Consider the following 22,608-nt stretch of genomic DNA (forward strand, 5'->3'; position numbering starts at 1 on the left):
TTAAGGGGCTGGTTTAAACCTGCCAAAACCACCGCGTTTGAACAGCAGGCCGTCGCGTTCTTCGGGTTGGATTGCGGCGGTGGTGATCCGCCCCAGAATAATCGAGTGGTCTCCGGCAAGGTGCACCGCATAGGTGTCGCAATGAAACGTAGCGAGACAGCCGTGTAGCGTAGGCGCACCATTTGGCCCTACATCATAAGCATAAGGGCTGAAGTCATGTCCTTGTGCCGCGAAATGCATCGCCACATCTGTCTGCTCAGCACTCAGAACATGGATGCAGAAGGCAGCAGCATTGGCAAACGGATCATGCCGTTTCGAGCTGCGCGCGGCCGACCATAAAACCAGAGGTGGATCAAGGGAGACTGACGAAAAGGAGTTCGCCGTCATGCCCAATGGACCTGCATCGGTTTGGGCCGTGATCAAAGCTACACCTGTCCCGAACTGACCCAACGCGCGGCGCAGGTCGGTGGTGCGGGTCGGGTCTGGTACAAAGCGGTGCATGTTAGTCTCCATATGCGGCAGCGGTGTCACGCGGGCCAATGTTTGTCCAGTGCGCCGACAGCGCGGACGAACCTTTGTGTAATGCACGAGACTGCTCTGTCACAGTCAGATAGCGCCGCATATGGAAAGGAAAGGCGTCAGATGTTTCTATTGTGTGTCAGTGCAAATACACCGGAAAGGGCAAGCAGGAAAGCAGCTGCAGATGCAATGGTGCGAGTCTGGTTCCAGAACTGCCACGTGGGGGAATATGCGCTCCAAATCTCGCCCGCTTGTGCCATATCATCCGGTACATTCAGGGCACCTAATGCCTCATTCATTGGCACGTTAATGAATACGGTGAGCAAAAGGCCGCCCCCGAAATAGGTAAGTGCACTGAACCCGAACAGGGAAGCACTTCTTCCAAAACCGCCATGCCACAAAGCCACAGCTGCGGCGGCCAGTAGAATAGGAGTGCCAAAGAATGCGGGCGCAAATACCGCGTTTCGAACAGAAGTGTTCATTGCCTGCATCGCTTCGATTGCGACGCGTGGATCGGTGGAGTCCAGCCCCCACATGGTTGAGCATGTCCAAGCATAGAAAAAGCCGAAGATTGCTGCGCTGGATAACATAGAGGTGAAAATAAGTAGACGGGTAAATTTATTTGGCATCTTTGCCTCCCATAACCGTACATTAGTGTACACATTGCAAGTATCTGTAACTATGTGTACGGTTTTTATCAAGATATATTTTGAGGAAAACCATGCGGGAAGAAACCAGACAGCGCCGCCATACTGCGATCGCCGCAGCGGCATATGAACTTTTGGCGCAAAAGGGTTATGACGGCGCCTCAATGCTGAGCATTGCCAAAGCGGCCAAAGCTTCAAACGAGACGCTCTATAAATGGTACGGGGATAAACAGGGGCTATTTCAGGCATTGGTACGCGACAATGCAGCGCAAACAGAGCAGGTGTTGAAAGAAGCGATTGAGGGTGACACCGACCCGATGAAAAGCCTGCAAGAGATCGCACCGCTGTTCTTGGGCATGTTACTGGGGGATCGCGCTGTGCTGCTTAACCGCGCTGCTGCGGCTGAGCCTTCGGGCGAATTGGGTTCTGCTTTGTCAGCAGGCGGTCGTGAAATCGTGCAACCTCTATTCGGCAATTTGATCGCACAGGCGACAGGAACTCAGGGCGCACAGGCTGCGCAGCTGACGGCGCATTTTCTGGGGCTACTGGTGGGCGATTTACAGATCAAGAGGGTGATCGGAGTTCAGAATGCCCTGACCAAAAGCGAAATCGACACGCAGGCTAGTACTGCGCTGCTTGCCTTTGCCAAATTGGTCTAGATCAAACAAGAGCGGGCGCCCCAAAGGGACGCCCGCGCAGATCGTAACTTACAGTCAATCAGGTGTTCATGCGATTTTCGATCAGGTCATCCACAACGGACGGGTCGGCCAGTGTTGAGGTGTCGCCCAAAGTCGCATGATCGTTCTCGGCAATCTTGCGCAAGATGCGGCGCATGATTTTGCCCGAGCGTGTCTTGGGCAGTCCCGGAGCCCACTGGATCAGGTCGGGGGATGCGATGGGCCCGATCTCGGTGCGAACCCATGTGCGTAACTCGGTGCGGAGATCCTCGGTGGGCTCTTCCCCCCCCATGAGCGTGACATAGCAATAGATGCCCTGTCCTTTGATGGGGTGGGGGTAGCCAACCACGGCTGCCTCTGCAACTTTTGGGTGTGCGACCAGTGCTGATTCGACTTCGGCTGTGCCCATACGGTGACCAGATACGTTGATCACATCATCAACACGGCCCGTGATCCAATAATCACCATCTTCGTCGCGCTTACAGCCGTCACCGGTAAAATAGTAGCCGGGATAATCAGAAAAGTATGTCTTTTCGAACCGCTCGTGATCGCCCCAAACGGTGCGCATCTGACCGGGCCAGCTGTTTGCGATGCACAAGACACCCTCGGCGGGATTGCCCTTAATTTCCTCAGCTGTCGTCGGCTCAAGGATGACAGGTTTGATGCCGAAAAACGGCTTCATCGCAGAGCCGGGCTTCATCGCATGGGCACCGGGCAGGGGCGTCATCAGATGACCGCCGGTTTCAGTCTGCCACCATGTGTCCACGATGGGGCATTTGCCACCGCCGATCACTTCATTGTACCAATTCCACGCTTCGGGGTTGATCGGCTCACCTACGGTGCCAAGGACGCGCAGCGACGACAGATCGCTCCCCTCGACAAAACTGTTGCCTTTACCCATTAGCGCGCGCAGCGCTGTGGGGGCGGTGTAGAACTGGTTGACCTTGTGTTTTTCGCAGACCTGCCAAAAGCGGCTGGCGTCAGGATAGGTTGGAACCCCTTCAAACATCACAGTCGTCGCACCATTGGCCAGAGGGCCATAAACGATATAGCTGTGGCCCGTGACCCAGCCTACGTCGGCAGTACACCAGAAGATGTCGCCGTCCTTATAGTCGAAAGTCGTCTCGTGGGTCATGGCCGCATAAACGAGATACCCACCCGTCGAGTGCACAACACCCTTTGGTTGGCCTGTGGAACCTGAAGTGTAGAGGATGAACAGCGGGTCTTCGGCATTCATCGGCTCTGCGGGGCAGGTGTCAGCCGCCTCGCTTGCCAGAGCGTTATAATCGAAATCACGCCCTTCGGTCCATGTGGTCTGACCGCCTGTGCGCTTGACTACCAGACATTTCACGCTGTCCTTGCAGTGCAGCAGTGCCTGATCCGCATTGGTTTTAAGCGGGGTCGCACGGCCACCGCGCGGCGCATAATCTGCCGTTATCACAACCTTGGCTTCAGAGCCGTTGACGCGGGACGCGAGGGCATCAGGCGAAAAGCCTGCAAAAACGATGGAATGGATTGCGCCGATGCGTGCACAAGCAAGCATGGCATAAGCCGCCTCGGGGATCATTGGCAGATAGATGATGACGCGGTCGCCGCGTGTGACGCCCAAATCCTTGAGGATATTTGCCATCTTGCAGGTGCCTGCATGCAGGTCCTTATAAGTTATGTGCTGGGCCGCTTCTTCGGGGCTGTCAGGCTCCCATATGATGGCAGTTTGGTCGCCGCGCGTCTCGAGGTGGCGGTCGATACAATTGGCAGCCACATTCAGCTCGCCGTCTGCGTACCAGTTGATCTTGACTTGTCCGAGGGTGAAGTCGACATCCGACACTTGGGTAAATGGTTTCATCCATTCTACACGCGCCCCTTGCTCACGCCAGAAACCGTCAGGGTCGCTGATCGACGCCTCATACATCGTGGTGTATTTCGCGGCGTTGACGTGTGCGGCGTCTGCCATCTGTTGTGATGGCGGATAGGTTTTTGCGGCTGTGCTGGACATGATGTTTCCTCCCGAATGCATGCCTGACAGGGCGGCGTGTCGTTGCATGCCATCCTGTCGTGGTCGAGCAGATCATAACGCGGTGGTAGGGGAAGGAAACAAACAAGACACATGTGAAGCATCCCGCTGTAAAGAATTTACAGATCACTGGCTGGTGTTGTAAATTCTAAGTGGTGGCTCTGGAAGAAGGCATAATTCAGCCCCGCCGCACCAGTGCAGTTTGTTCTTGTGCGGATTTTCACACATATTGATTTAGGGGCCGCTTAATTTGAGTTTGGGCACAGGGCTTATGCGGCTGATATATAGCGTAATTACTGGGAAGCGCACAACACGGTGCAATATGTTATTGCAACCCGTCGGTCTGTGGGCTTTTGTACGGTACGTTGATAATGGGGAAACGCCCCCGCAATCAAACGACAATCGGACGGAAGGGTGTTTGCCATGTAAGGCGCCCCTTGATGATCTAAAGAATTTGCAAAACCGAATGAAACCATGGGGAGAACCATCAATGAAACTTAATAAATATATGTCAGGTGCCGCTGTTGCCGCACTCAGCTTTGCATTTGTATCCGAAGCAGCCGCGACCGAGTGGAATGTATCCGTCTGGGGCAAGCGCCGCGCCTTTACCGAGCATGTCGAGAAGCTGGCCGAGCTGGTATCGGAGAAAACCAACGGCGAGTTTACCATGAACGTGAGCTATGGCGGCCTGTCCAAAAACCGTGAGAACCTTGATGGTATCTCTATTGGTGCTTTCGAGATGGCGCAGTTCTGCGCGGGCTACCACCGTGATAAAAACCGTGTTGTGACCGTGCTTGAGCTGCCGTTCTTGGGCGTTGAAAACCTTGACCAAGAACTGGCCGTTTCCAAAGCTGTCTATGCCCACCCTGCCGCTGCAGAGGAAATGGCACAGTGGAATGCAAAGCTGCTGATGACGTCACCGATGCCACAGTACAACCTTGTGGGCACAGGCACGCCACGCGCCACGCTGGAAGATTTCAAAGGCATGCGTGTGCGTGCAACAGGTGGCATCGGCCAAGCGTTCGAAGCGGTGGGCGGTGTACCAACCTCCGTAACATCCTCCGAAGCGTTCCAAGCGATGGAATCGGGCGTTGTTGACACAGTTGCATTTGCCCAGCACGCGCACCTGTCCTTTGGCACAATCAACGAGGCCGACTGGTGGACTGCCAACCTCAACCCCGGCACTGTGAACTGTCCTGTTGTTGTGAACATCGACGCCTACGAGAGCCTGTCTGACGCCGAGCGTGAAGCGCTGGACTCATCTGTTGATGAAGCGCTCGAGCACTACCTTACCAACTATGGTGAGTTGCTGAAGCGCTGGGATGCCGTGCTCGAAGAGAAGGGCGTGCAGAAAGTCGAAATCGCGCCTGAAGTTCTGGCCGAGTTCCGCTCCAAGGCGGCTGACCCGATCCGCGATCAGTGGATTGCAGATATGGAAGCCCAAGGCATTCCGGGCCAAGAGCTGTATGATCTGGTGGTTAAAACACTCGCCGACGCAAAAAGCGGAAGCTGATCTAAGGGCAGGGGTGCTTAGGCACTTCTGACCAAAAACCAGCGGGCTGCGCAGTCCTGATGCACAGGTACTGCGCAGCCTTTTCGTCTATAAATTTGGGGGGCATGACCATGGCAGGTTCAGCCGCAGTGCTGGAAGATTCCAGCCTATTGAGCAAACTCGACCGCATGCTGCTACCTGTTGAGCGCTTTTGCGCGCTCCTGAGTGGCCTTGCGATTTTCTCACTGATGTTTCTAGCGGCCTATTCTGTCACAGCACGGAAATTCTTTGGCAGTCCGCTGATGGGGTATGTCGACTATATCGAAGCGGCGATGCCTGTCATCGCGATCATGGGGGTGTCTTTCGTGGCGCGTGACGGCACGCATATCCGCATGGACATGTTGGTGAATGCGCTCAAGGGGCGTATCCTCTGGCTGTTTGAGTTGATCTCCGTTCTGCTCATGCTGGTCTTGATCATCGGCTTGACCTATGGCGCATGGGAGCATTTTGACCGCTCGTTTGATTGCGCACGTCCTTGGTGCTCACGCGACAGCTCGATTGACGTGAGCCTGCCAATCTGGCCTAGCAAACTGGTTGTGCCGGTTGCATTTGGCGTTCTGACGCTTCGGTTACTGCTCCAAGCATGGGGCTATGGTCGTGCGCTGGTGCTAGGGCTTGAAAACCCTGTCGCTGTGCCGCTCTCGCTCACCATTGAAGAGCAGGCCATGGCCGAAGCCAAAATTCTCGAAGGGGCTGACTGATGGAACCTATTGAAATCGGTATATACGTCTCTGCGGGCATGCTTGTTATGGTGCTGCTGGGCATGCGCGTGGCTTTCGCGGCTGGTCTGGCAGGGTATGTCGGGCTGGTCTGGCTTCGCTGGAATGGATTTGACTATGATCCGGATCGTTTTTGGAAAGCCGTCGAAATAAGCACCAAGATTGCAGGCCTGACGCCCCACTCCAAAGTGTCCGCACAGGTGCTCAGCCTGATCCCCGTGTTCATTATGATCGGTTATCTGGCCTACTATGCCAAGCTGACGACTGCTTTGTTCGAGGCATGCAAGCGCTGGTTCGCATGGGTGCCAGGTGGCTTGGCCGTCTCCACCGTTTTCGCCACTGCGGGTTTTGCCGCTGTCTCGGGTGCATCTGTGGCAACAGCGGCGGTCTTTGCGCGCATTGCCATCCCTGAAATGCTCAAGATCGGCTATAACAAACAGTTCGCGGCAGGGGTTGTTGCCGCTGGTGGCACGCTGGCATCTCTGATCCCGCCCTCTGCAATCCTTGTGATCTATGCGATTATCGTGGAGCAGGACGTGGGCATGTTGCTTCTTGCTGGGTTCATCCCCGGTATGTTCTCGGCCATCGTCTATGCCACGCTTATCATTGGCATTGCGCTGATCTGGAAGAATGTAGGGCCCCCTGTAACAGGCTTCACATGGAAGGAACGCTTTGAGAGCCTGCCACCCGCGCTGCCCATTGTGGCTGTGGTCGTGATCATCATCTTCTTCGTCTATAATCCGTTTGGCGATGCTTGGGGCACCCCCACAGAAGGCGGTGCCGTGGGCGCGTTCATCGTGTTTATGATGGCGCTCTACCGCGGCATGCGCTGGGGCCAGCTCAAGGAAGCGCTGCTGGAGACAGCCAAACTCACCGTGATGATCTTTACCATCATTTGGGGCGTGTTGATCTATGTGCGGTTCTTGGGCTTTGCAGAGTTGCCCGACGCCTTCTCTGAATGGATTACGTCGCTTGAGCTTGCGCCGATTGTAATCTTGATCTGTATCCTGCTGGCCTATGCGGTGCTGGGGATGTTCATGGACGCGATTGGGATGCTGTTGCTCACGCTGCCTGTGGTCTACCCTGCGGTGATGGCGCTTAACGGCGGTGAGCTTGTCTCCGCTGCGGACAGTGCCTTTGGCATGTCGGGTCCGATGTGTGCGATCTGGTTCGGGATATTGGTGGTGAAGATGGCAGAGTTCTGTCTGATTACGCCGCCAATTGGCCTCAACTGTTTTGTTGTCGCAGGCGTGCGCGATGATCTGACCGTGCAGGATGTGTTCAAAGGTGTGACCCCCTTCTTCCTTGCGGATGCGGTGACAATTGCACTGCTTGTTGCCTTCCCTGCCATCGTTTTGTGGCTACCCACATTGGCGACCCAATAGAACCTCACATGCCGCTCCATCGGGACGGCGTGTGACCCAAGTGTAAAGCTGCCATGTTCCGTTTTATCCACACCTCCGACCTGCATCTGGGCAAGCCGTTTGGCCGCCACACCGAGGACGTGCGGGGGCGTTTGCGCCAAGCGCGCCATGGCGTTTTGGACCGTTTGGCCGCTGCTGCGCGGGACCAAGGGGCAGGAACAATCCTGCTTGCTGGCGATACCTTCGATCAGGAAACCCCTGCACCCACGATCACGCGCCAAGCGCTCAATGCCATGCGGCAGGCGGAGGATATTACGTGGGTCCTGATGCCCGGAAACCACGACAGCCTTGTGGCGAGCGAGCTTTGGCAGACCATCACGCGGGACAAGCCCGACAATCTTGTGCTTGCGCTTGATGCTGAACCGATTGTTTTGGGCGCGGCGCATATCTTGCCTGCCCCTTGTACCACCCGCAATCCGGGTCGTGATCTCACGGTGGATATGGCGCGCCCAACCCCCGAAGGCGCTCTGCGCATAGGATTGGGCCACGGTGGTATCCACGATTTTGCCAGCCTCGGCTCTGTCGCAGCTGAAGGACCAAGCGGGACCATCGCCCCTGACCGTGCGGCATTGGCAGGGCTGGATTACCTCGGCCTCGGCGACTGGCACGGCCAAATCAGGGTGAGCGCCAACACATGGTATTCCGGCACGCCAGAGCCTGACAGTTTCAAACACGCCCATGCTGGAACGGCCCTCGCGGTCTCGCTGGCGGGAGTGGGGTCCGTGCCCGACGTAAAACCGGTGCGCACAGGTGCGATCCATTGGCAGCGGCTGGCCCTTGACTTAATGCCGCAAGACGATGTGATCGAGCTTGTTGCAGGCAGGTTGCCACCGCTTGATCTGCGCCGTGATACGCTTTTTCATATGGATGTGCAGGGGCGTTTGGGCGTGCAACAGGTCCAGCAATTGCGTCTGGGGCTGGAACGCGCGGCCCCTGATTTCCTCAACCTGACCTATGATCTGGGTGCTGTGCGCCTTGAGCATAACACCAATGATCTGGATGCGATTGACCCGTCGGGTGGTGCGCTGCGCCAAGCCGCCGAAGCGCTGGCCCTGAGGGCGCAGGACGTTGATCTTTCCGCAGCAGATCGCCAGATTGCAGCGTCGGCCCTGTCGCAGCTCTTTTTCTTTGTCGCGGAGCAGGATGCATGAAACTCCGCAGCATTTCTCTGAGCAATGTGCGCAAATTTGCGGGCCAGACGGCAACCATCAGTGGCATCAGCGACGGGGTGAGCGTGGTGGCCCAAGCAAACGAGTTTGGCAAATCAACTTTCTTTGACGCGTTGCATGCGCTGTTTTTTCTCAAATATGGCTCCACCACCCGCGAGGTGAAAGCCCTGCAACCCCGCGCAGGGGGTGCGGTGCGGGTGAGTGCCGAAATCGAATTACCCAAAGGGCGTTTCACCCTTGAGAAGTCATTTTTGGCGCAAAAGCGCGCCTCGGTTAAGGATGCAAACGGGACCATAATCGCTCTTGATGACGAGGCCGAGAACTGGATCTCGCAGCTAATGGGCAGTGGCCTTGAGGGGCCTGCGGGCCTGCTTTGGGTGCGTCAGGGGATCACGGCTCTTGAGCCTGCTGGCAGCTCCAAAACTGAAAAAGACAGCCTTCTGGGCGCGCGGCGCAATCTGCTGTCCTCGGTCGCAGGCGAGATCGACATGATCACGGGCGGCAGGCGCATGGACCGCGTTATCGAAGCGGCAACGCAGGCCTTGGCACGTTTGGCCACAGCGACGGGAAAACCTGTGGTAAAGGGGCCGTGGAAAGAGGCGGAGTTGGAGGCGGAGGCGCATGCGTTGCGCCATGCGGAATTGGACCGCGCCTGCCGTGATTTGACTTCCGCTCTTGCGCAGCGCCGCGAGGTGACCGCGCGTCTGTCCCAGCTTGAAGCGCGGGGCGCGCAAGAGGCATTGACCCTTGCGCTCGAGCAGGCACAGGCGGCCTATGATGCGGCACAGGCCCATGCGGACAAAGTGGCTCAAGCGGAGGCACAGGCCAAACTACGCCAGTTGGAACTGGACGGCGCACAGGCAAAGCTAGACGGGCTGATTGCGACGGCCCAGACATTCGACGCGGCCCGGACTGTGCTGGAGCTTGCTACCAACGCCCACAGAGAAGCCAAAACGCGTGCAGACTCTGCACAGGCCGTGATGGAGAAAGCGGAAGCCGACCTGACGCACGCAGGGATAGCATTGAAAGCGGCAGCGGATGCAAAGGAGACGGCGCAGCAGCAGGCCTTGCACCGCAATGCCGCCGAAAAGCATGACCAGTTGGCCGATCTTGTGGCACAGATCGGCGGAAAACGCCGCGCCCTTGAGGCGGCACATTCAATCTTTAAAGGTCTTCAGGTGACCCCTGATGCGCTGTCGTTGATCGAGCAGACCCAAGCGACCTACACGCGTGCCAAACATGAAGCCAGTGCGGGTGGTGTTACGATAGAGCTATCCTATGACGGCGTGGAGCGGGTCGCGGCCTCTGGCGTGGTACTTGAGAGCGGCCTTCACACAATAGCCCAGCGGCAGGTCTTTGACCTCGACGGGATCGGGCGGATGACCATTGATCCGGGGGCTGCCGCTTTAGATATGGCTGCGGTCGAGCAGGCATCGTTGAAGGCTGCGGCAGCGCTTGGCGCGGTGGATATGCCGGATGTTGCTGCGGCGCGGGCCGCCGCGGCCCAACGCTTGGAAGTGGCTTCGGAGATTGCGCTACTCACCCGCCTGATCGAGACACTGGCCCCGCGGGGGATCGAGGCGGCTCAAGCGGAACTGGACCAAGCGAAAGCGGCCCTCGCCGTTTTGCAGGGCGGCGCAGCGCCAGTTGTAGAAGATATGGCGGTGCTGGAGAAAACCTTTGAGACGGCGCAGGAAGCAGAGCAGGCGGCACGCCGAGCTTATGACAGACTGCGCGACACCCGTGATGGAGCCCGAACAAAGCTTGCACAAACCGAGGCGGAACGCGGTGCTGCCCAAAACGCATTTGACACAGCCGCTGCCGCCTATGGTGATCCCGCTACATTTGCGCAGCGGCAGGCAGATGCCGCGCGTGCGCACTCGTCTGCACAGGTTACAGCGCAAGACGCCCATGCCACTGTGGCAGAGATCCGCCGCGCGGCCCCTGACCTGATTACGGCGCAGGCGGATCTGACCCGCGCCAAAACGGTCGCCGAGAACGCCCGCGAGGAGCGTAGCGAGTTGCGCACTCGCAGCGCGGATTTGAGTGCGACGATCCGCGCCCGCGCCGAAGACGGTGTCGAGGAGAAACGCGATGAAGTTGCAGGTCTGCTGCAATCCGCCCAAGAACGTGCAGCACGGTTCGCCCATGAGGCGGCGGGTCTAAGCCTGCTGGTCGAAGCGTTGCGTGCGAAGCGGGGCGCCGCCCAAGAGGCGTATTTCGGCCCCGTTCAGGAAGAGCTTGCCCCCCTGTTGGCGCTGCTGCATGACGATGCGGCGCTGAGCTTTGATCCGACTTCCATGCTGCCTCAAGGCTTGGCGCGCGGCGGTGCGGAGGAGCAGATGGAGATGCTCAGCGGGGGCACCCAAGAGCAGATTGCCATCCTCACGCGCCTCGCATTTGCGCGCCTGTTTGCGCGACAGGGCAAACCGATGCCGATCATCCTTGATGACGCCCTTGTATATTCAGACGACACGCGGATCATGGCGATGTTTACCGCATTGCACCGTGTCGCCGCTGACCAGCAGGTGATTGTGTTTTCCTGCCGCCAGATGGCTTTTGCGGGTTTGGGCGGTGTGCGCCCGCAAGTAGATGTGGTTCAGGACAGGTAAGTGATGGGTGCTTTGGGCAGAAGAAACGTCTGGAAACACCCGCTTTATTGAGCCACGATACACATCAACGAGCGGCCCGTCAGGCTAGGAGGACGCGTATATATGAGACAGACCAGCAACTCACTAATTGAACGTTTTGGTGTTCTGCGTTTTTGCGCGGCATGGGGAATTGCGTGCACAGCGCTTGCCTTTGGAAGTATGGCACATGCCCAGTCCGAGGCAGAATGCATTGCCCCGCAAGTGCAGCAATTAATGAACGCTTGCGCGGCCAAGGAATACCGGGAGGCTGATGCCGCGCTCAACACCGCGTGGAAGTCGGCCAAGGCATTTGCCGATGCGATTGGGCGGAATAAAGCACTGCTAGAAGCGCAGCGGGCGTGGCTGACCTACCGCGATGCGGCCTGTGATGTGCATGCCAGCCCTTTTGAGGGTGGATCGCTCCAGCCGCTGATCCAAAGCACCTGCTTGAGCAAACTCACCGCAGAGCGCACGCGCATGTTGCTGGAATTCAATGCTTACTGAGATGGTGCAAACCGGATCAACACAACGACCAAAGGATCAAAGATGACAGGCAATCTGGATCATATCAAATCAAGGATGACACTGCCTGCGATTGCAGCGCCGATGTTTCTGGTGTCTGGCCCGCAAACTGTAATCTCTGCCTGCAAGGCAGGGGTTATGGGATCGTTTCCGGGTCCTAATGCGCGCACCGTGGCGGATTTGCGCGACTGGCTCACCGAGATCACAACAAGTGTTACAGAGGATGATGCCCCATGGGCGATGAACATGATCACCCATTCCAGCTATGGTCGTTTTGACGAGGAACTGGCGCTGGTGGAGGAGTTTAAACCGGCACTTGTGATTACGGCGCTTGGTGGCCCGCACCGCGTAACAGAGCGGGTACATGGTTATGGCGGCATGGTCTTTGCAGATGTCACCTCACCCACCTTTGCACGCAAGGCATTGGACAAGGGGGCGGTTGGCCTCGTGCTTGTTTGTGCAGGGGCGGGTGGTCATACAGGGCAATACGCCATGATCCCCTTCATTGAGGAAGTGCGCAGCTTTTTTGACGGCCCTCTGATTGTGGGGGGTGGCATTGGCACAGGTAAAGCGATCCGCGCGGTCGAGAACCTTGGCGCTGATTTCGCCTATGTCGGCACGCGTTTTCTGGCAGCGCAAGAAACGATGATCCCCGATGCCTACCGCGAGATGGTCTGGCAAAGCCGTATGGAAGACCTGATAACGTCAAAAGCCATCACTGGCGCGCTCGGCAACTGGATGCGTGCGAGTGTCGAGGCGGCGGGGATATCGCTGGAGGATATGCAGACCGCTGCCACACTGGATTTCTCGGGGGATATGCACGCGGGTTCAAAAGCATGGAAACATGTGTGGAGCGCGGGGCAGGGCGTGGGCGGCGTTACTGGGCGTGAAACGATTGGTGAAATTGTCAGTGCTCTAAGCGTCCAGTATAAGGCCGCTGTGGAAGAGCAGGCGCGCGGCAGCCGATACCTCAAGACCTGAAACACACTGGAATAAATCGCGACCCTGGAGAGGCCAACAGATGAGCATCAGCGCAGAAGAATCTCAGATCATCAAATCCGTTCTGCGTCATGTAGAGAACGGCACAACGGACATGCAGCCCGAAGTGATGGAAAACCCTGTGTCCAACTACATGGATCCCGAAAATCTCCAGCGTGAAGTGGACGTCTTGTTCCGCAAATTTCCGATTATCATGGGCCATGCCGCGCAACTGGCCGAGGCGGGCGATTTCTTTACCAATGATGACACGGGCATCCCAATTCTGGTGACGCGCACCAATGCGGGGGAGGTAAAGGCGTTCATGAACGTTTGCCGCCACCGTGGCGCGCGCCTCACAGACAAGCCCTGCGGGAAGTCCAAGACGTTCTCGTGCCCCTATCACAAATGGACGTATGACCTTGAGGGCCGCCTGCGCGGTCTGCCCCATGCGGCTGGATTTGGTGATATTGATAAGTCCGAACTTGGCTTGGTCGAATTGCCCGCTTTCGAGCGGTTCGGCCTGATCTGGGTACGCCCCTCGGTGAGTGATGAGCCTTTCGATCTGGCGGCGTGGATTGCGCCGATGGAAGAACAGTTTATCGATCTGAGCATCGACACCCATGTGGTCTATAAGGAATGGTCGCTGCCGCGCAAAATGAACTGGCGGCTGGCTCTTGAGGGGTTTCAGGAATCCTATCACTTCTGCGGCGCGCATGAGCATACGGCCTGTGCAGCTTACCTCGACAACCAGTCGGTATTTTTGGACAAATACCCGCATGTGCGCCATGCGGTGCCGCTGCCGACTGTGGTGGCGCTCAAGGACCAGCCCGAGGACGCATGGGACCATCGCGGCAACTTCCTGACGCAGAACTATGTCTTTCCATGCAACTATGTGCAGGTCCAGACCGACCACATCTACATCCACACGATCATCCCAACGGGGGTGGGTACCTGCATCTTTAAATGCATGATGCTGATCCCCGAAGCGCCCAAGACCGAAAAGGCAGAGCGCTATTGGGCCAAGAACTATGACGTGATCCGTACCGTGTTTAATGAGGATTTCGAAATCGGCGAGAATATTCAGAAGGGTCTGGCCACGGGGGCCAACACGCATTTCCTATTCGGGCGTTACGAGATTGGCCTGCATCTGGGGCGCAAAGCGATTGATGATGCGCTGGCGGGAACACTCACCACTGCGTCAATCTGCGCGGCAAACGCTAGGGCGTAGGGACACCGCCGCCGATATCCCAAAACAGCCCCGCCATGACCTGCATCCCCTCGCGGCAGACGGATTTCAGGACATGCTCGTTCGGTGCGTGCTGGTTACAGCCCAGATAGCTGTGAGGTATCCAGATGGTTGGCACGCCCAGCACATCGGCAAAGCAGTCATTGGGCAGGGAGCCCGCCAGATTGGGCAGCACATGGGGCACATCACCCGTCGTGAGGGTGAGGGAGGTGCGCACATAGTCCACCCAGGGATGGTCAGGGTCCAGACGTGTCGCACCGAAGATGCCTTTGTCCACGGGCACGACCTGAACGGCGCTGTGGCCATGGGTATCAAGATGACGGCGCAGCGCGGGTAGAATATCATCCGCATCCGTCCCCACCACATAGCGCAGGGCACATCGCGCCCATGCACGGGGTGCAATGGCATTCACAGGCGCCTCTGGCACGCCCGACTTCATCGCGAGGATGGAAAAGCTGTTCCAGCCATAGGCCCGCTCCGCAGGGGACAGGTCAGTTTCGCCCCAGTCCATATCGACGGCAAGATCACCCCCTGCACCCACAGGAAGATCGCGCAGGGCATCGCGGATGGTCTGGGTTAGGCTGTCGGGGCGCCATTCGGGAATTTGCAACTGACCGCGCCCGTCTGTGATGCTGGCCAAAGCATGGGACAGCAGGATCGCTGGATCAGCCAGCAACCCGCCCCAGTTGCCCGAATGATGCGCCCCCTCGCGCAGATCAACCACCAGATCAAAGCTGACCCCGCCCCGTGAGCCCATAAACATCGTGGGCCGTGTGGCGCTCAGACGTGGCCCGTCAGAGGCGATCAGCACGTCCGCACGCAGTGCATCGCGGTGTAGCGCCATCATTTCCTTGAGGCCGGGAGAGCCGATTTCCTCGCTCGTCTCCATCACGATTTTCACGTTAAATCCCAGCGCGCCGCGCAGCGCGAGGACCGTCTCGAGCGCGGCGATATTGATCAAATGCTGCACTTTGTTGTCAGCGGAGCCACGACCATAAAGGCGGTCGCCCTCCTCGGTCAGCCCGAACGGGGAGAGGCCGTCGCGCCATTGATCGTCCTGCCCCCAGATCACATCCCCGTGGCCATAGATCAAAACCGTGGGCAGGGTGGTATCCTCGATCCGTGTCGCAAACAGGAAAGGGCCACCCTCCAAGGGATTGGCATGTAGGGCGCAGTCGAACCCCATCGCCTCAAGGCGCGGCTGAATGGCTTGGGTCAGGTATTGGTGCAGGACAGGGGCTTGTGCAGGGTTCTGGCTCTCGCTGCGATAAGCGACCAGTGCGGCAAGCTCCGCCTGCAAAAAGCCGTGATCGGCATAGGCGGCGGCGTTTTCAACGGCTTTGGTGCGGCTCATCAGATGGCTCCAGTAATGTGAAGGCTCAGGTATTTTCGCGGCACGCTACCGAGGATCTGGGGCGGGGTCCATCTGTAACGCTTTGTGCATCAGGCGGGTGAGGGTGCCGGCCTCATCCTCTGACAAGCCGCCGAGGATGTCCGACTGGAGGGCCGATACAATCGGGCTGACCTCGTCTAGGACGGTCTGGCCGAGGGGCGTCAGTGCCAGCCGGAACGCTCTGCGGTCTTTTTCACTGGGGGTGCGCGAGATAAGCCCTTTTTGCTCAAGGCGTTTGACCACACCGCCGATGGTTGCACGATCATAAGCGATCAGCCCCGCAAGAGTGGCCTGATCAAGCTCGGAGTGTTGGGCAAGCGTGGTCAGAGCGGCGAATTGCACAGGGGTTATGTCATGCCCCGTTGATCTTAGACCGTTCTGGAAAGTCGCTGTGGCGTGTTGTTGGAACCTGCGGATCAGGTGTCCGGGCATCTGAACAAGGGGGGTATCGCGTTGCATCTGCAGGCTCCGTTTATTGTAAGTATACATATGATCTTGACGGGTAAAATGAAACCGTTTAATTAATATGTATACTTATCATATAGGATGACAGCACATGCAATATCACCTTGACGGTTTTCGGTCTGGCGACCCTTTGGTTGCCCCTGCGGCTGCTGATATCCATGGGTCGGATGATACTGTCGATGTTCTGATTGTGGGCTGTGGACCTGCGGGGCTGACGCTTGCCGCGCAGCTTGCAGCATTTCCCGATATCAAAACCATGATCACAGAGCGCAAGGAGGGACCGCTCGAAGTGGGGCAGGCGGATGGGCTTGCGTGTCGGTCGCTGGAGATGTTCGAGGCTTTCGGCTTTGCCGAGCGGGTGCTGAAGGAAAGCTATTTTGTGAATGAGGTTGGTTTTTGGCGACCTGACGCGCAGGGCAAAGGCCTCATGCGGGCAGACCGTATTCAGGACGTAGAGGATGACCTGTCGGAGATGCCCCATGTTATCTTGAGCCAAGCGCGTGTGCATGATTTCTACCTTGATGTGATGAAAAATGGCCCCCGCCGTTTGGTGCCGGAGTACTACCGTGAACTGGTTGATCTGACCACAACGGACGATCCCGATTATCCCGTGACCGCAACTTTCAAAGCGACAGATGGCACAGGCGCGACCCATGCTGTGCGTGCAAAATACGTGGTCGGCTGTGACGGTGCACGCAGTGCCGTGCGCCGCGAGATGGGCTATGCTCTCAAAGGGGAGGCGGCGCGTCAGCTTTGGGGGGTGATGGATGTGCTGGCTGTAACCGATTTCCCCGACATCAGACTAAAGGCGGCGATCCAGTCGGCCCATGATGGCAGCATCCTGATCATCCCGCGCGAAGGCGGCTATCTGGTGCGCATGTATATCGAGCTGGACGACCTTGAGGGGGACGAGCGCGCGGCAGACCGTAATGTGACTGCCGAGATGTTGATTGACAGGGCCTGCACCATTCTGTCGCCCTACACTCTGGACGTGAAGGAAGTTGCATGGTGGTCTGCCTATGAGATTGGGCAACGGGTTTGCGATGCCTTCGACAATGTGCCCGCTGACGCACGTGGGACGCAGATGCCGCGCATTTTTATTGCGGGGGATGCATGTCATACCCACAGCCCCAAGGCGGGTCAGGGGATGAATGTCTCCATGGCAGATACGTTCAATCTGGGCTGGAAGCTGGCCGCCGTGCTGCATGGAAAGGCGGATGCAAAGCTGCTCGATACCTATTCTGAGGAGCGACGCGCGAAGGCCAAAGAGCTGATTGATTTCGACAAGGATATGGCACGTCTGTTCAGCGCCAAGCCAAAGGATGCCGCAGAAGCCGCCCAGTTCCAGCAATATTTCAAAAAGCATGGTCGCTATACCGCAGGTGTCGAGACGCGGTATGACCCTTCGGTGCTTGTCGGCGGCAATGACCATCAGGGTCTGGCGACAGGCTACCCCGTGGGCATGCGTTTCCATTCCGCCCCTGTGATCCGCTTGGCCGATGCACGGCCGATGCAGTTGGGTCATACGCTAAAGGCGGACGGCCGCTGGCGCTTGATTGCATTTGCTGGCGCGGGAGATCAAGGGCAGGGGAGCATTGCCACTTTGTGTGATGCGCTGGGCGAGGGGGTGATTGCGCGTTACACCCCTGTGGGTGCGGATATCGACGCGGTGTTTGATATGCGCGTCGTGTTCCAGACGGCCCACCGCGACATGGCGCTGGGCGAGGTGCCACCGCTGTTGGTCCCGCGCAAAGGTCGACACGGGTTGACCGATTATGAAAAGGTCTTTTGTCCCGATCTCAAGAGCGGTCCTGATATCTTCGATCACCGCGGCATTGATCGCGCCCAGGGCGCGTTGGTGGTGGTGCGTCCTGACCAATATGTGGCCCAAGTGCTTCCTTTCACGGCAGTTGAAGCGGTGGACGCGTTTTTCGCGGGCTTTATGCTTCCCGCCAGATAGCGGGGGGCGAGGCTGACAAGATGGCTTGCGTCCAAATTCTAAATGCGCCATCTTTACCAAATACCCCAAGTCGGGAGAACCAGTGATACTGGTGCCGAAGGAGCAACCGCCTCGGAAACTCTCAGGCAAACGGACCGACTTGGGTAAGAAGACTCTGGAGAGCGGCGCACAGAGCGCACACCGAAGGGATAGCAATCTCAGGTGCAAGGACAGAGGGGGCATCACGCGTGCAGGCACCAGCCTGTGTGTTCACGTGGTGCCGCATGATTTCGGAAAATCTGCGCACCTTTTGAGGAGCTGTTGATGTCTGATCTGCTGCACACGCCACTTTTTGATTTACACGCGAAGCTGGGGGCCAAGATGGTGCCCTATGCAGGCTATGCCATGCCGCTGCAATATCCGCTGGGTGTGATGAAAGAGCATACGCATACGCGGGAGAAGGTGGGTCTGTTTGATGTGAGCCACATGGGGCAGGTCTTACTTGAAGGCACCGATTTTGAGGCGACTGCCTTGGCGCTGGAGACGCTCGTGCCTGTGGATGTTCTGGGGCTGGCCGAGGGGCGGCAGCGCTACGGTTTTTTCACTAATGACGCGGGCGGTATCATGGACGATCTAATGCTGGCCAACCGTGGTGATCATATCTTTGTGGTAGTGAATGCGGCGTGTAAGGCGGCGGATATTGCCCATATGACTGCCAATCTGGACGGGGTGAGTGTCACAGAAGTAACGGACCGCGCGTTGCTCGCCCTACAGGGGCCGGCGGCGGAGGCGGTGCTGGCAGCGTTTGACCCTCGTGCGGCCGAGATGCGGTTTATGGATGTGGCGACGCTGACCTTGAACGGTGCGGAGTGTTGGGTTTCGCGCTCTGGGTACACGGGCGAGGACGGGTATGAAATTTCTGTTCCTGCGGCACAGGCGGAGGAATTGACGCGGTCGCTACTGGCGCATGATGATGTGGAGGCGATTGGCCTCGCGGCGCGCAACAGCCTGCGGCTCGAAGCGGGCTTATGTCTGTATGGCAATGACATTGATGTGGAAACGACCCCGACTGAGGCTGCGCTGAACTGGGCGATCCAAAAAGTGCGGCGCACGGGCGGTGCGCGTGCTGGCGGCTTCCCGGGTGCCGACATCATTCTGGGAGAGCTGGCCAATGGCGCTGTGCGCAAGCGTGTGGGGTTGTTGCCTGACGGGCCTGCGCCGATGCGCGAGGGTGTTGTTTTGTATAGCGATGCCGAGAGTGATGCGCCGATTGGCACAATCGCGTCGGGCAGCTTTGGACCCACAGTCGGTGGGCCTATTGCGATGGGGATGGTCGCTGCGGAATTTACCACAAATGGAACAATTGTGTTTGGCGCGTTGCGGGGCAAGCGCTTGCCGCTGACCGTGACGGCGCTGCCTTTTGTACCTGCGAATTTTAAACGTTAACCAAACGGAGACGATGAGATGAAATTTACTGAAGAGCATGAATGGCTGCGCGCCGAGGGTGATCTGGTTGTGGTGGGGATCACTTCCCACGCCAGCGCCCAGTTGGGCGATATCGTTTTTGTGGAGCTGCCTGACGTGGGCACCGTGGTCGCCAAAGACGACGAAGTTGTGGTGATCGAGAGTGTGAAAGCCGCCTCTGATATCCTTGCGCCGATTGACGGCGAGATTGTCGAGATCAACGAGGCATTGGGCGATACGCCGTCGCTGGCCAATGACGATGCAATGGGCGAGGGCTGGTTCATGAAGATCAGACCATCGGACCCTGCGCAGATGGACGCCTATATGGATGAAGCCGCCTACAACGCCCTTATTGCCTGACCTTTCGGAGAGCATCATGACTTTTACGCCCACAGATTACCTGCCTTATGATTTCGCCAACCGCCGACACATCGGGCCGTCCGTGTCCGAGATGGCGGATATGTTGGACGTTGTGGGGACAAAGGACCTTGATGCGCTCATTGACGATACGCTGCCTGCGAAGATCCGTCAGGCGGAGCCGCTCGATTTTGGCAAGCCACTGTCGGAGCAGGAATTGCTGCGGCATATGAAAGAGGTGGCGGGCAAGAATAAGGTGCTGACGTCGCTCATCGGACAGGGATATCACGGGACGGTCACGCCACCAGCGATCCAGCGGAATATCTTTGAAAACCCCGCGTGGTATACAGCTTATACGCCTTATCAGCCCGAGATATCCCAAGGGCGGCTTGAGGCGCTGCTGAACTTCCAGACGATGATAACAGACCTCACGGGGCTGGATATCTCCAATGCGTCGTTGCTGGATGAGGCGACGGCCTGTGCGGAAGCCATGACCATGGCAAAGCGCGTGGCCAAGACCAAAGTCATGGGGTTCTTTATTGACGAGAATTGCCATCCGCAGAACATAAATGTGATGAAGACGCGGGCCGCACCGCTGGGCATTGAAGTGATTGTAGGTAATCCTGATGATCTGGACGCCTCCGCTGTGTTTGGGGCGATTTTCCAGTTTCCAGGTACGTTTGGACATTTGCGGGATTTCACGGCGGAGATTGCGGCGCTGCATGAACACAAGGCCGTAGGCGTTATTGCGGCTGATCCTTTGTCGCTGACGTTGCTTAAGGAACCCGGTGCGATGGGGGCGGATATTGCTGTCGGCTCGACCCAGCGGTTTGGGGTGCCTGTGGGATACGGTGGTCCGCACGCAGCTTATATGGCGACAAAGACAGCTTATGCGCGGTCCATGCCCGGCCGGATTGTCGGCGTGTCGATTGACAGTCACGGAAACCGCGCCTACCGCCTGTCGCTGCAAACACGCGAGCAGCATATTCGCCGTGAGAAGGCGAACTCCAACGTCTGTACGGCGCAGGCATTGCTGGCCGTGATGGCGGGGTTTTATGCGGTGTTCCATGGGCCTGAGGGGCTCAAGGCGATTGCGCAGCGGATACACCGCAAGACGGCGCGTTTGGCCGAGGGGCTGAAAACTGCGGGCTTTGATGTGCGTCCTGCGGCGTTCTTTGACACGATCACGGTTGAGGTCGGGCCGTTGCAAAATGCGGTGATGAAATCGGCGGTGGATGAGGGAATCAACCTGCGCAAGTTGGGCAGCACTCAAGTTGGGATTACGCTAGACGAGCGCTCACGCTCTGCGACGATCGAGGCGGTTTGGCGGGCCTTCGGGATTGAGCGGGAGGACAAGGATTACACACCGCATTACCACATGCCTGACAAGCTGATCCGTACATCTGAATACCTCACGCATCCTGTATTTCATATGAACCGCGCGGAGACGGAAATGATGCGCTACATGCGCCGCCTTGCGGACCGTGATCTGGCGCTGGATCGTGCGATGATCCCGCTGGGGTCTTGCACGATGAAGCTGAACTCGGCTGCGGAAATGATGCCTGTGAGCTGGGATGAGTTTGCGTTGTTGCACCCTTATATTCCTGCGGATCAGGCGGCGGGGTATACCCAGATGATTGATGATCTGTCTGCCAAGCTGTGTGATGTGACAGGCTATGACGCGATTTCGATGCAACCCAATTCGGGCGCACAGGGGGAGTATGCGGGGCTGTTGAGCATCGCGGGGTACCACCGTGCGAACGGGCAGGGGCATCGCAATATTTGTCTGATCCCGATGAGTGCGCATGGCACCAATCCTGCGTCTGCGCAAATGGTGGGGTGGAAAGTTGTACCGATCAAGTCAGCCGAGAATGGCGATATTGATCTGGAGGACTTTAACGCCAAGGTCGCGGAGCATAAGGATAACTTGGCCGCGTGTATGATCACCTATCCTTCGACGCATGGGGTGTTTGAGGAGACGGTGAACGATGTTTGCGACATCACCCATGCCAACGGCGGGCAGGTCTATATCGACGGGGCGAACATGAATGCCATGGTTGGCCTGTCGCGGCCCGGTGATCTGGGCGGTGATGTGAGCCACCTGAACCTGCACAAGACGTTTTGCATTCCGCATGGTGGTGGTGGACCCGGCATGGGGCCGATTGGAGTGAAGGCGCATCTGATCGAGCATTTGCCCGGTGATCCGACTTCTGGGGAGGGTGCAGTGTCAGCCGCGCCCTTTGGCTCACCTTCCTTGCTCCCGATCTCGTGGGCCTATTGCCTGATGATGGGCGGGGATGGCCTGACTCAAGCGACGCGGGTGGCGATCTTGAACGCCAACTATATCGCCAAACGCTTGGAAGGATCGTTCGAGGTTCTTTACAAAGGGCCGACAGGGCGGATTGCCCATGAGTGTATCATCGACACGCGCCCCTTTGCCGATTCAGCGCATGTGACGGTGGATGATATTGCCAAGCGGCTGATGGACTGCGGGTTTCATGCGCCGACGATGAGTTGGCCTGTGGCAGGCACACTTATGATCGAGCCAACGGAGTCCGAAACGAAAGCCGAGTTGGACCGTTTCTGCGATGCGATGATCGCCATTCGCGGCGAGATTATGGATATCGAAAATGGCACGATCGATGCGGAGAACAACCCGCTCAAGAACGCCCCTCATACGATGGAGGATCTGGTGAAAGACTGGGATCGCCCCTACACGCGCGAGCAGGGCTGCTTCCCGCGCGGTGCGTTCCGCGTGGACAAATACTGGCCGCCTGTGAACCGCGTGGACAATGTTTGGGGGGACCGGAACCTTGCCTGTACCTGCCCACCGATGGACGAGTATCTGGAGGCAGCAGAGTAGGTCGCGGCTTGGGGGGTGTATTCGTCCTTG

18 protein-coding genes and 1 riboswitch are annotated in these 22,608 nt (G+C 57.8%); of the genes, 13 read left to right on the plus strand and 5 right to left on the minus strand.

Annotated features, from left to right (window positions below):
- Both Q0775_RS13310 and Q0775_RS13315 read right to left on the minus strand, forming a co-directional pair.
- Positions 1–501 carry a flavin reductase family protein gene (locus tag Q0775_RS13310; RefSeq protein ID WP_298861611.1) on the minus strand — a complete coding sequence of 167 codons (501 nt, stop codon included), beginning with the start codon at positions 499–501 and terminating at the stop codon, positions 1–3.
- A 137-nt stretch (positions 502–638) separates the two neighbouring features.
- The gene (locus Q0775_RS13315; RefSeq protein ID WP_298861614.1) at positions 639–1,148 is read right to left on the minus strand and encodes an anthrone oxygenase family protein; all 510 of its coding nucleotides are present in this window, start codon (positions 1,146–1,148) and stop codon (positions 639–641) included.
- A gap of 92 nt (positions 1,149–1,240) precedes the next feature.
- Here Q0775_RS13315 and Q0775_RS13320 point away from each other — a divergent pair, with 92 nt between their 5' ends.
- Positions 1,241–1,825 (plus strand): TetR/AcrR family transcriptional regulator, encoded by a 585-nt coding sequence (locus Q0775_RS13320; RefSeq protein WP_298861617.1) that lies wholly within the window; start codon positions 1,241–1,243, stop codon positions 1,823–1,825.
- A gap of 58 nt (positions 1,826–1,883) precedes the next feature.
- Here the strand turns inward: Q0775_RS13320 and acs are convergent, their stop codons facing one another.
- Positions 1,884–3,839, minus strand: a complete 1,956-nt coding sequence (gene acs / locus Q0775_RS13325; RefSeq protein WP_298861620.1) for an acetate--CoA ligase — start codon at positions 3,837–3,839, stop codon at positions 1,884–1,886.
- Positions 3,840–4,347: 508 nt separating this feature from the next.
- Here acs and Q0775_RS13330 point away from each other — a divergent pair.
- From Q0775_RS13330 to Q0775_RS13365, 8 genes are all read left to right on the plus strand, one after another.
- Positions 4,348–5,370, plus strand: coding sequence for a C4-dicarboxylate TRAP transporter substrate-binding protein (locus Q0775_RS13330; protein WP_298861623.1), 1,023 nt, complete (start codon positions 4,348–4,350; stop codon positions 5,368–5,370).
- 110 nt (positions 5,371–5,480) lie between these two features.
- Positions 5,481–6,110 carry a TRAP transporter small permease gene (locus Q0775_RS13335; protein WP_298861626.1) on the plus strand — a complete coding sequence of 210 codons (630 nt, stop codon included), beginning with the start codon at positions 5,481–5,483 and terminating at the stop codon, positions 6,108–6,110.
- Positions 6,110–7,513, plus strand: coding sequence for a TRAP transporter large permease (locus Q0775_RS13340; protein WP_298861629.1), 1,404 nt, complete (start codon positions 6,110–6,112; stop codon positions 7,511–7,513). The genes Q0775_RS13335 and Q0775_RS13340 overlap by 1 nt, the downstream gene beginning before the upstream one ends.
- A gap of 53 nt (positions 7,514–7,566) precedes the next feature.
- Positions 7,567–8,703, plus strand: a complete 1,137-nt coding sequence (locus Q0775_RS13345; RefSeq protein ID WP_298861632.1) for a DNA repair exonuclease — start codon at positions 7,567–7,569, stop codon at positions 8,701–8,703.
- Complete coding sequence (locus tag Q0775_RS13350) at positions 8,700–11,333, plus strand: AAA family ATPase (RefSeq protein WP_298861635.1); 2,634 nt, start codon at positions 8,700–8,702, stop codon at positions 11,331–11,333. Before Q0775_RS13345 ends, Q0775_RS13350 begins: the two co-directional genes overlap by 4 nt.
- 102 nt (positions 11,334–11,435) lie before the next feature.
- Positions 11,436–11,855 carry a lysozyme inhibitor LprI family protein gene (locus tag Q0775_RS13355; protein WP_298861638.1) on the plus strand — a complete coding sequence of 140 codons (420 nt, stop codon included), beginning with the start codon at positions 11,436–11,438 and terminating at the stop codon, positions 11,853–11,855.
- 42 nt (positions 11,856–11,897) lie between these two features.
- A complete protein-coding gene (locus Q0775_RS13360) occupies positions 11,898–12,854 on the plus strand; it encodes a nitronate monooxygenase (protein ID WP_298861641.1) in 957 nt (318 codons plus the stop codon).
- A 40-nt stretch (positions 12,855–12,894) separates the two neighbouring features.
- A complete protein-coding gene (locus Q0775_RS13365) occupies positions 12,895–14,079 on the plus strand; it encodes an SRPBCC family protein (protein ID WP_298861643.1) in 1,185 nt (394 codons plus the stop codon).
- Here Q0775_RS13365 and Q0775_RS13370 read toward each other — a convergent pair.
- Together Q0775_RS13370 and Q0775_RS13375 are read right to left on the minus strand one after the other, a co-directional pair.
- Positions 14,069–15,451, minus strand: coding sequence for a M20 family metallopeptidase (locus Q0775_RS13370; protein WP_298861645.1), 1,383 nt, complete (start codon positions 15,449–15,451; stop codon positions 14,069–14,071). The genes Q0775_RS13365 and Q0775_RS13370 overlap by 11 nt on opposite strands.
- Positions 15,452–15,496: 45 nt before the next feature.
- Entirely contained in the window at positions 15,497–15,949 is a 453-nt protein-coding gene (locus Q0775_RS13375) for a MarR family transcriptional regulator (protein ID WP_298861648.1), read from the minus strand.
- 97 nt (positions 15,950–16,046) lie between these two features.
- Between Q0775_RS13375 and Q0775_RS13380 the strand changes: the two genes are divergently transcribed.
- The 4 genes from Q0775_RS13380 to gcvP all read left to right on the plus strand — a co-directional run bounded on the left by Q0775_RS13380 (position 16,047) and on the right by gcvP (position 22,578).
- Positions 16,047–17,915 carry an FAD-dependent monooxygenase gene (locus tag Q0775_RS13380; protein WP_298861650.1) on the plus strand — a complete coding sequence of 623 codons (1,869 nt, stop codon included), beginning with the start codon at positions 16,047–16,049 and terminating at the stop codon, positions 17,913–17,915.
- A gap of 61 nt (positions 17,916–17,976) precedes the next feature.
- Positions 17,977–18,062, plus strand: a riboswitch (glycine riboswitch).
- Between the two features lie 156 nt (positions 18,063–18,218).
- Positions 18,219–19,340: a glycine cleavage system aminomethyltransferase GcvT gene (gcvT, locus tag Q0775_RS13385; protein ID WP_298861653.1), complete on the plus strand. Its 1,122-nt coding sequence runs from the start codon at positions 18,219–18,221 to the stop codon at positions 19,338–19,340.
- 18 nt (positions 19,341–19,358) lie between these two features.
- On the plus strand, positions 19,359–19,718 hold the full coding sequence (gene gcvH, locus Q0775_RS13390) for a glycine cleavage system protein GcvH (RefSeq protein ID WP_298861655.1): 360 nt from the start codon (positions 19,359–19,361) through the stop codon (positions 19,716–19,718).
- A gap of 16 nt (positions 19,719–19,734) precedes the next feature.
- Complete coding sequence (gene gcvP / locus Q0775_RS13395) at positions 19,735–22,578, plus strand: aminomethyl-transferring glycine dehydrogenase (protein WP_298861657.1); 2,844 nt, start codon at positions 19,735–19,737, stop codon at positions 22,576–22,578.
- Positions 22,579–22,608 lie beyond the last annotated feature (30 nt).

Origin of the sequence: uncultured Sulfitobacter sp., from assembly GCF_947499945.1 — a bacterium.
Classification (GTDB): Bacteria; Pseudomonadota; Alphaproteobacteria; order Rhodobacterales; family Rhodobacteraceae; genus Sulfitobacter.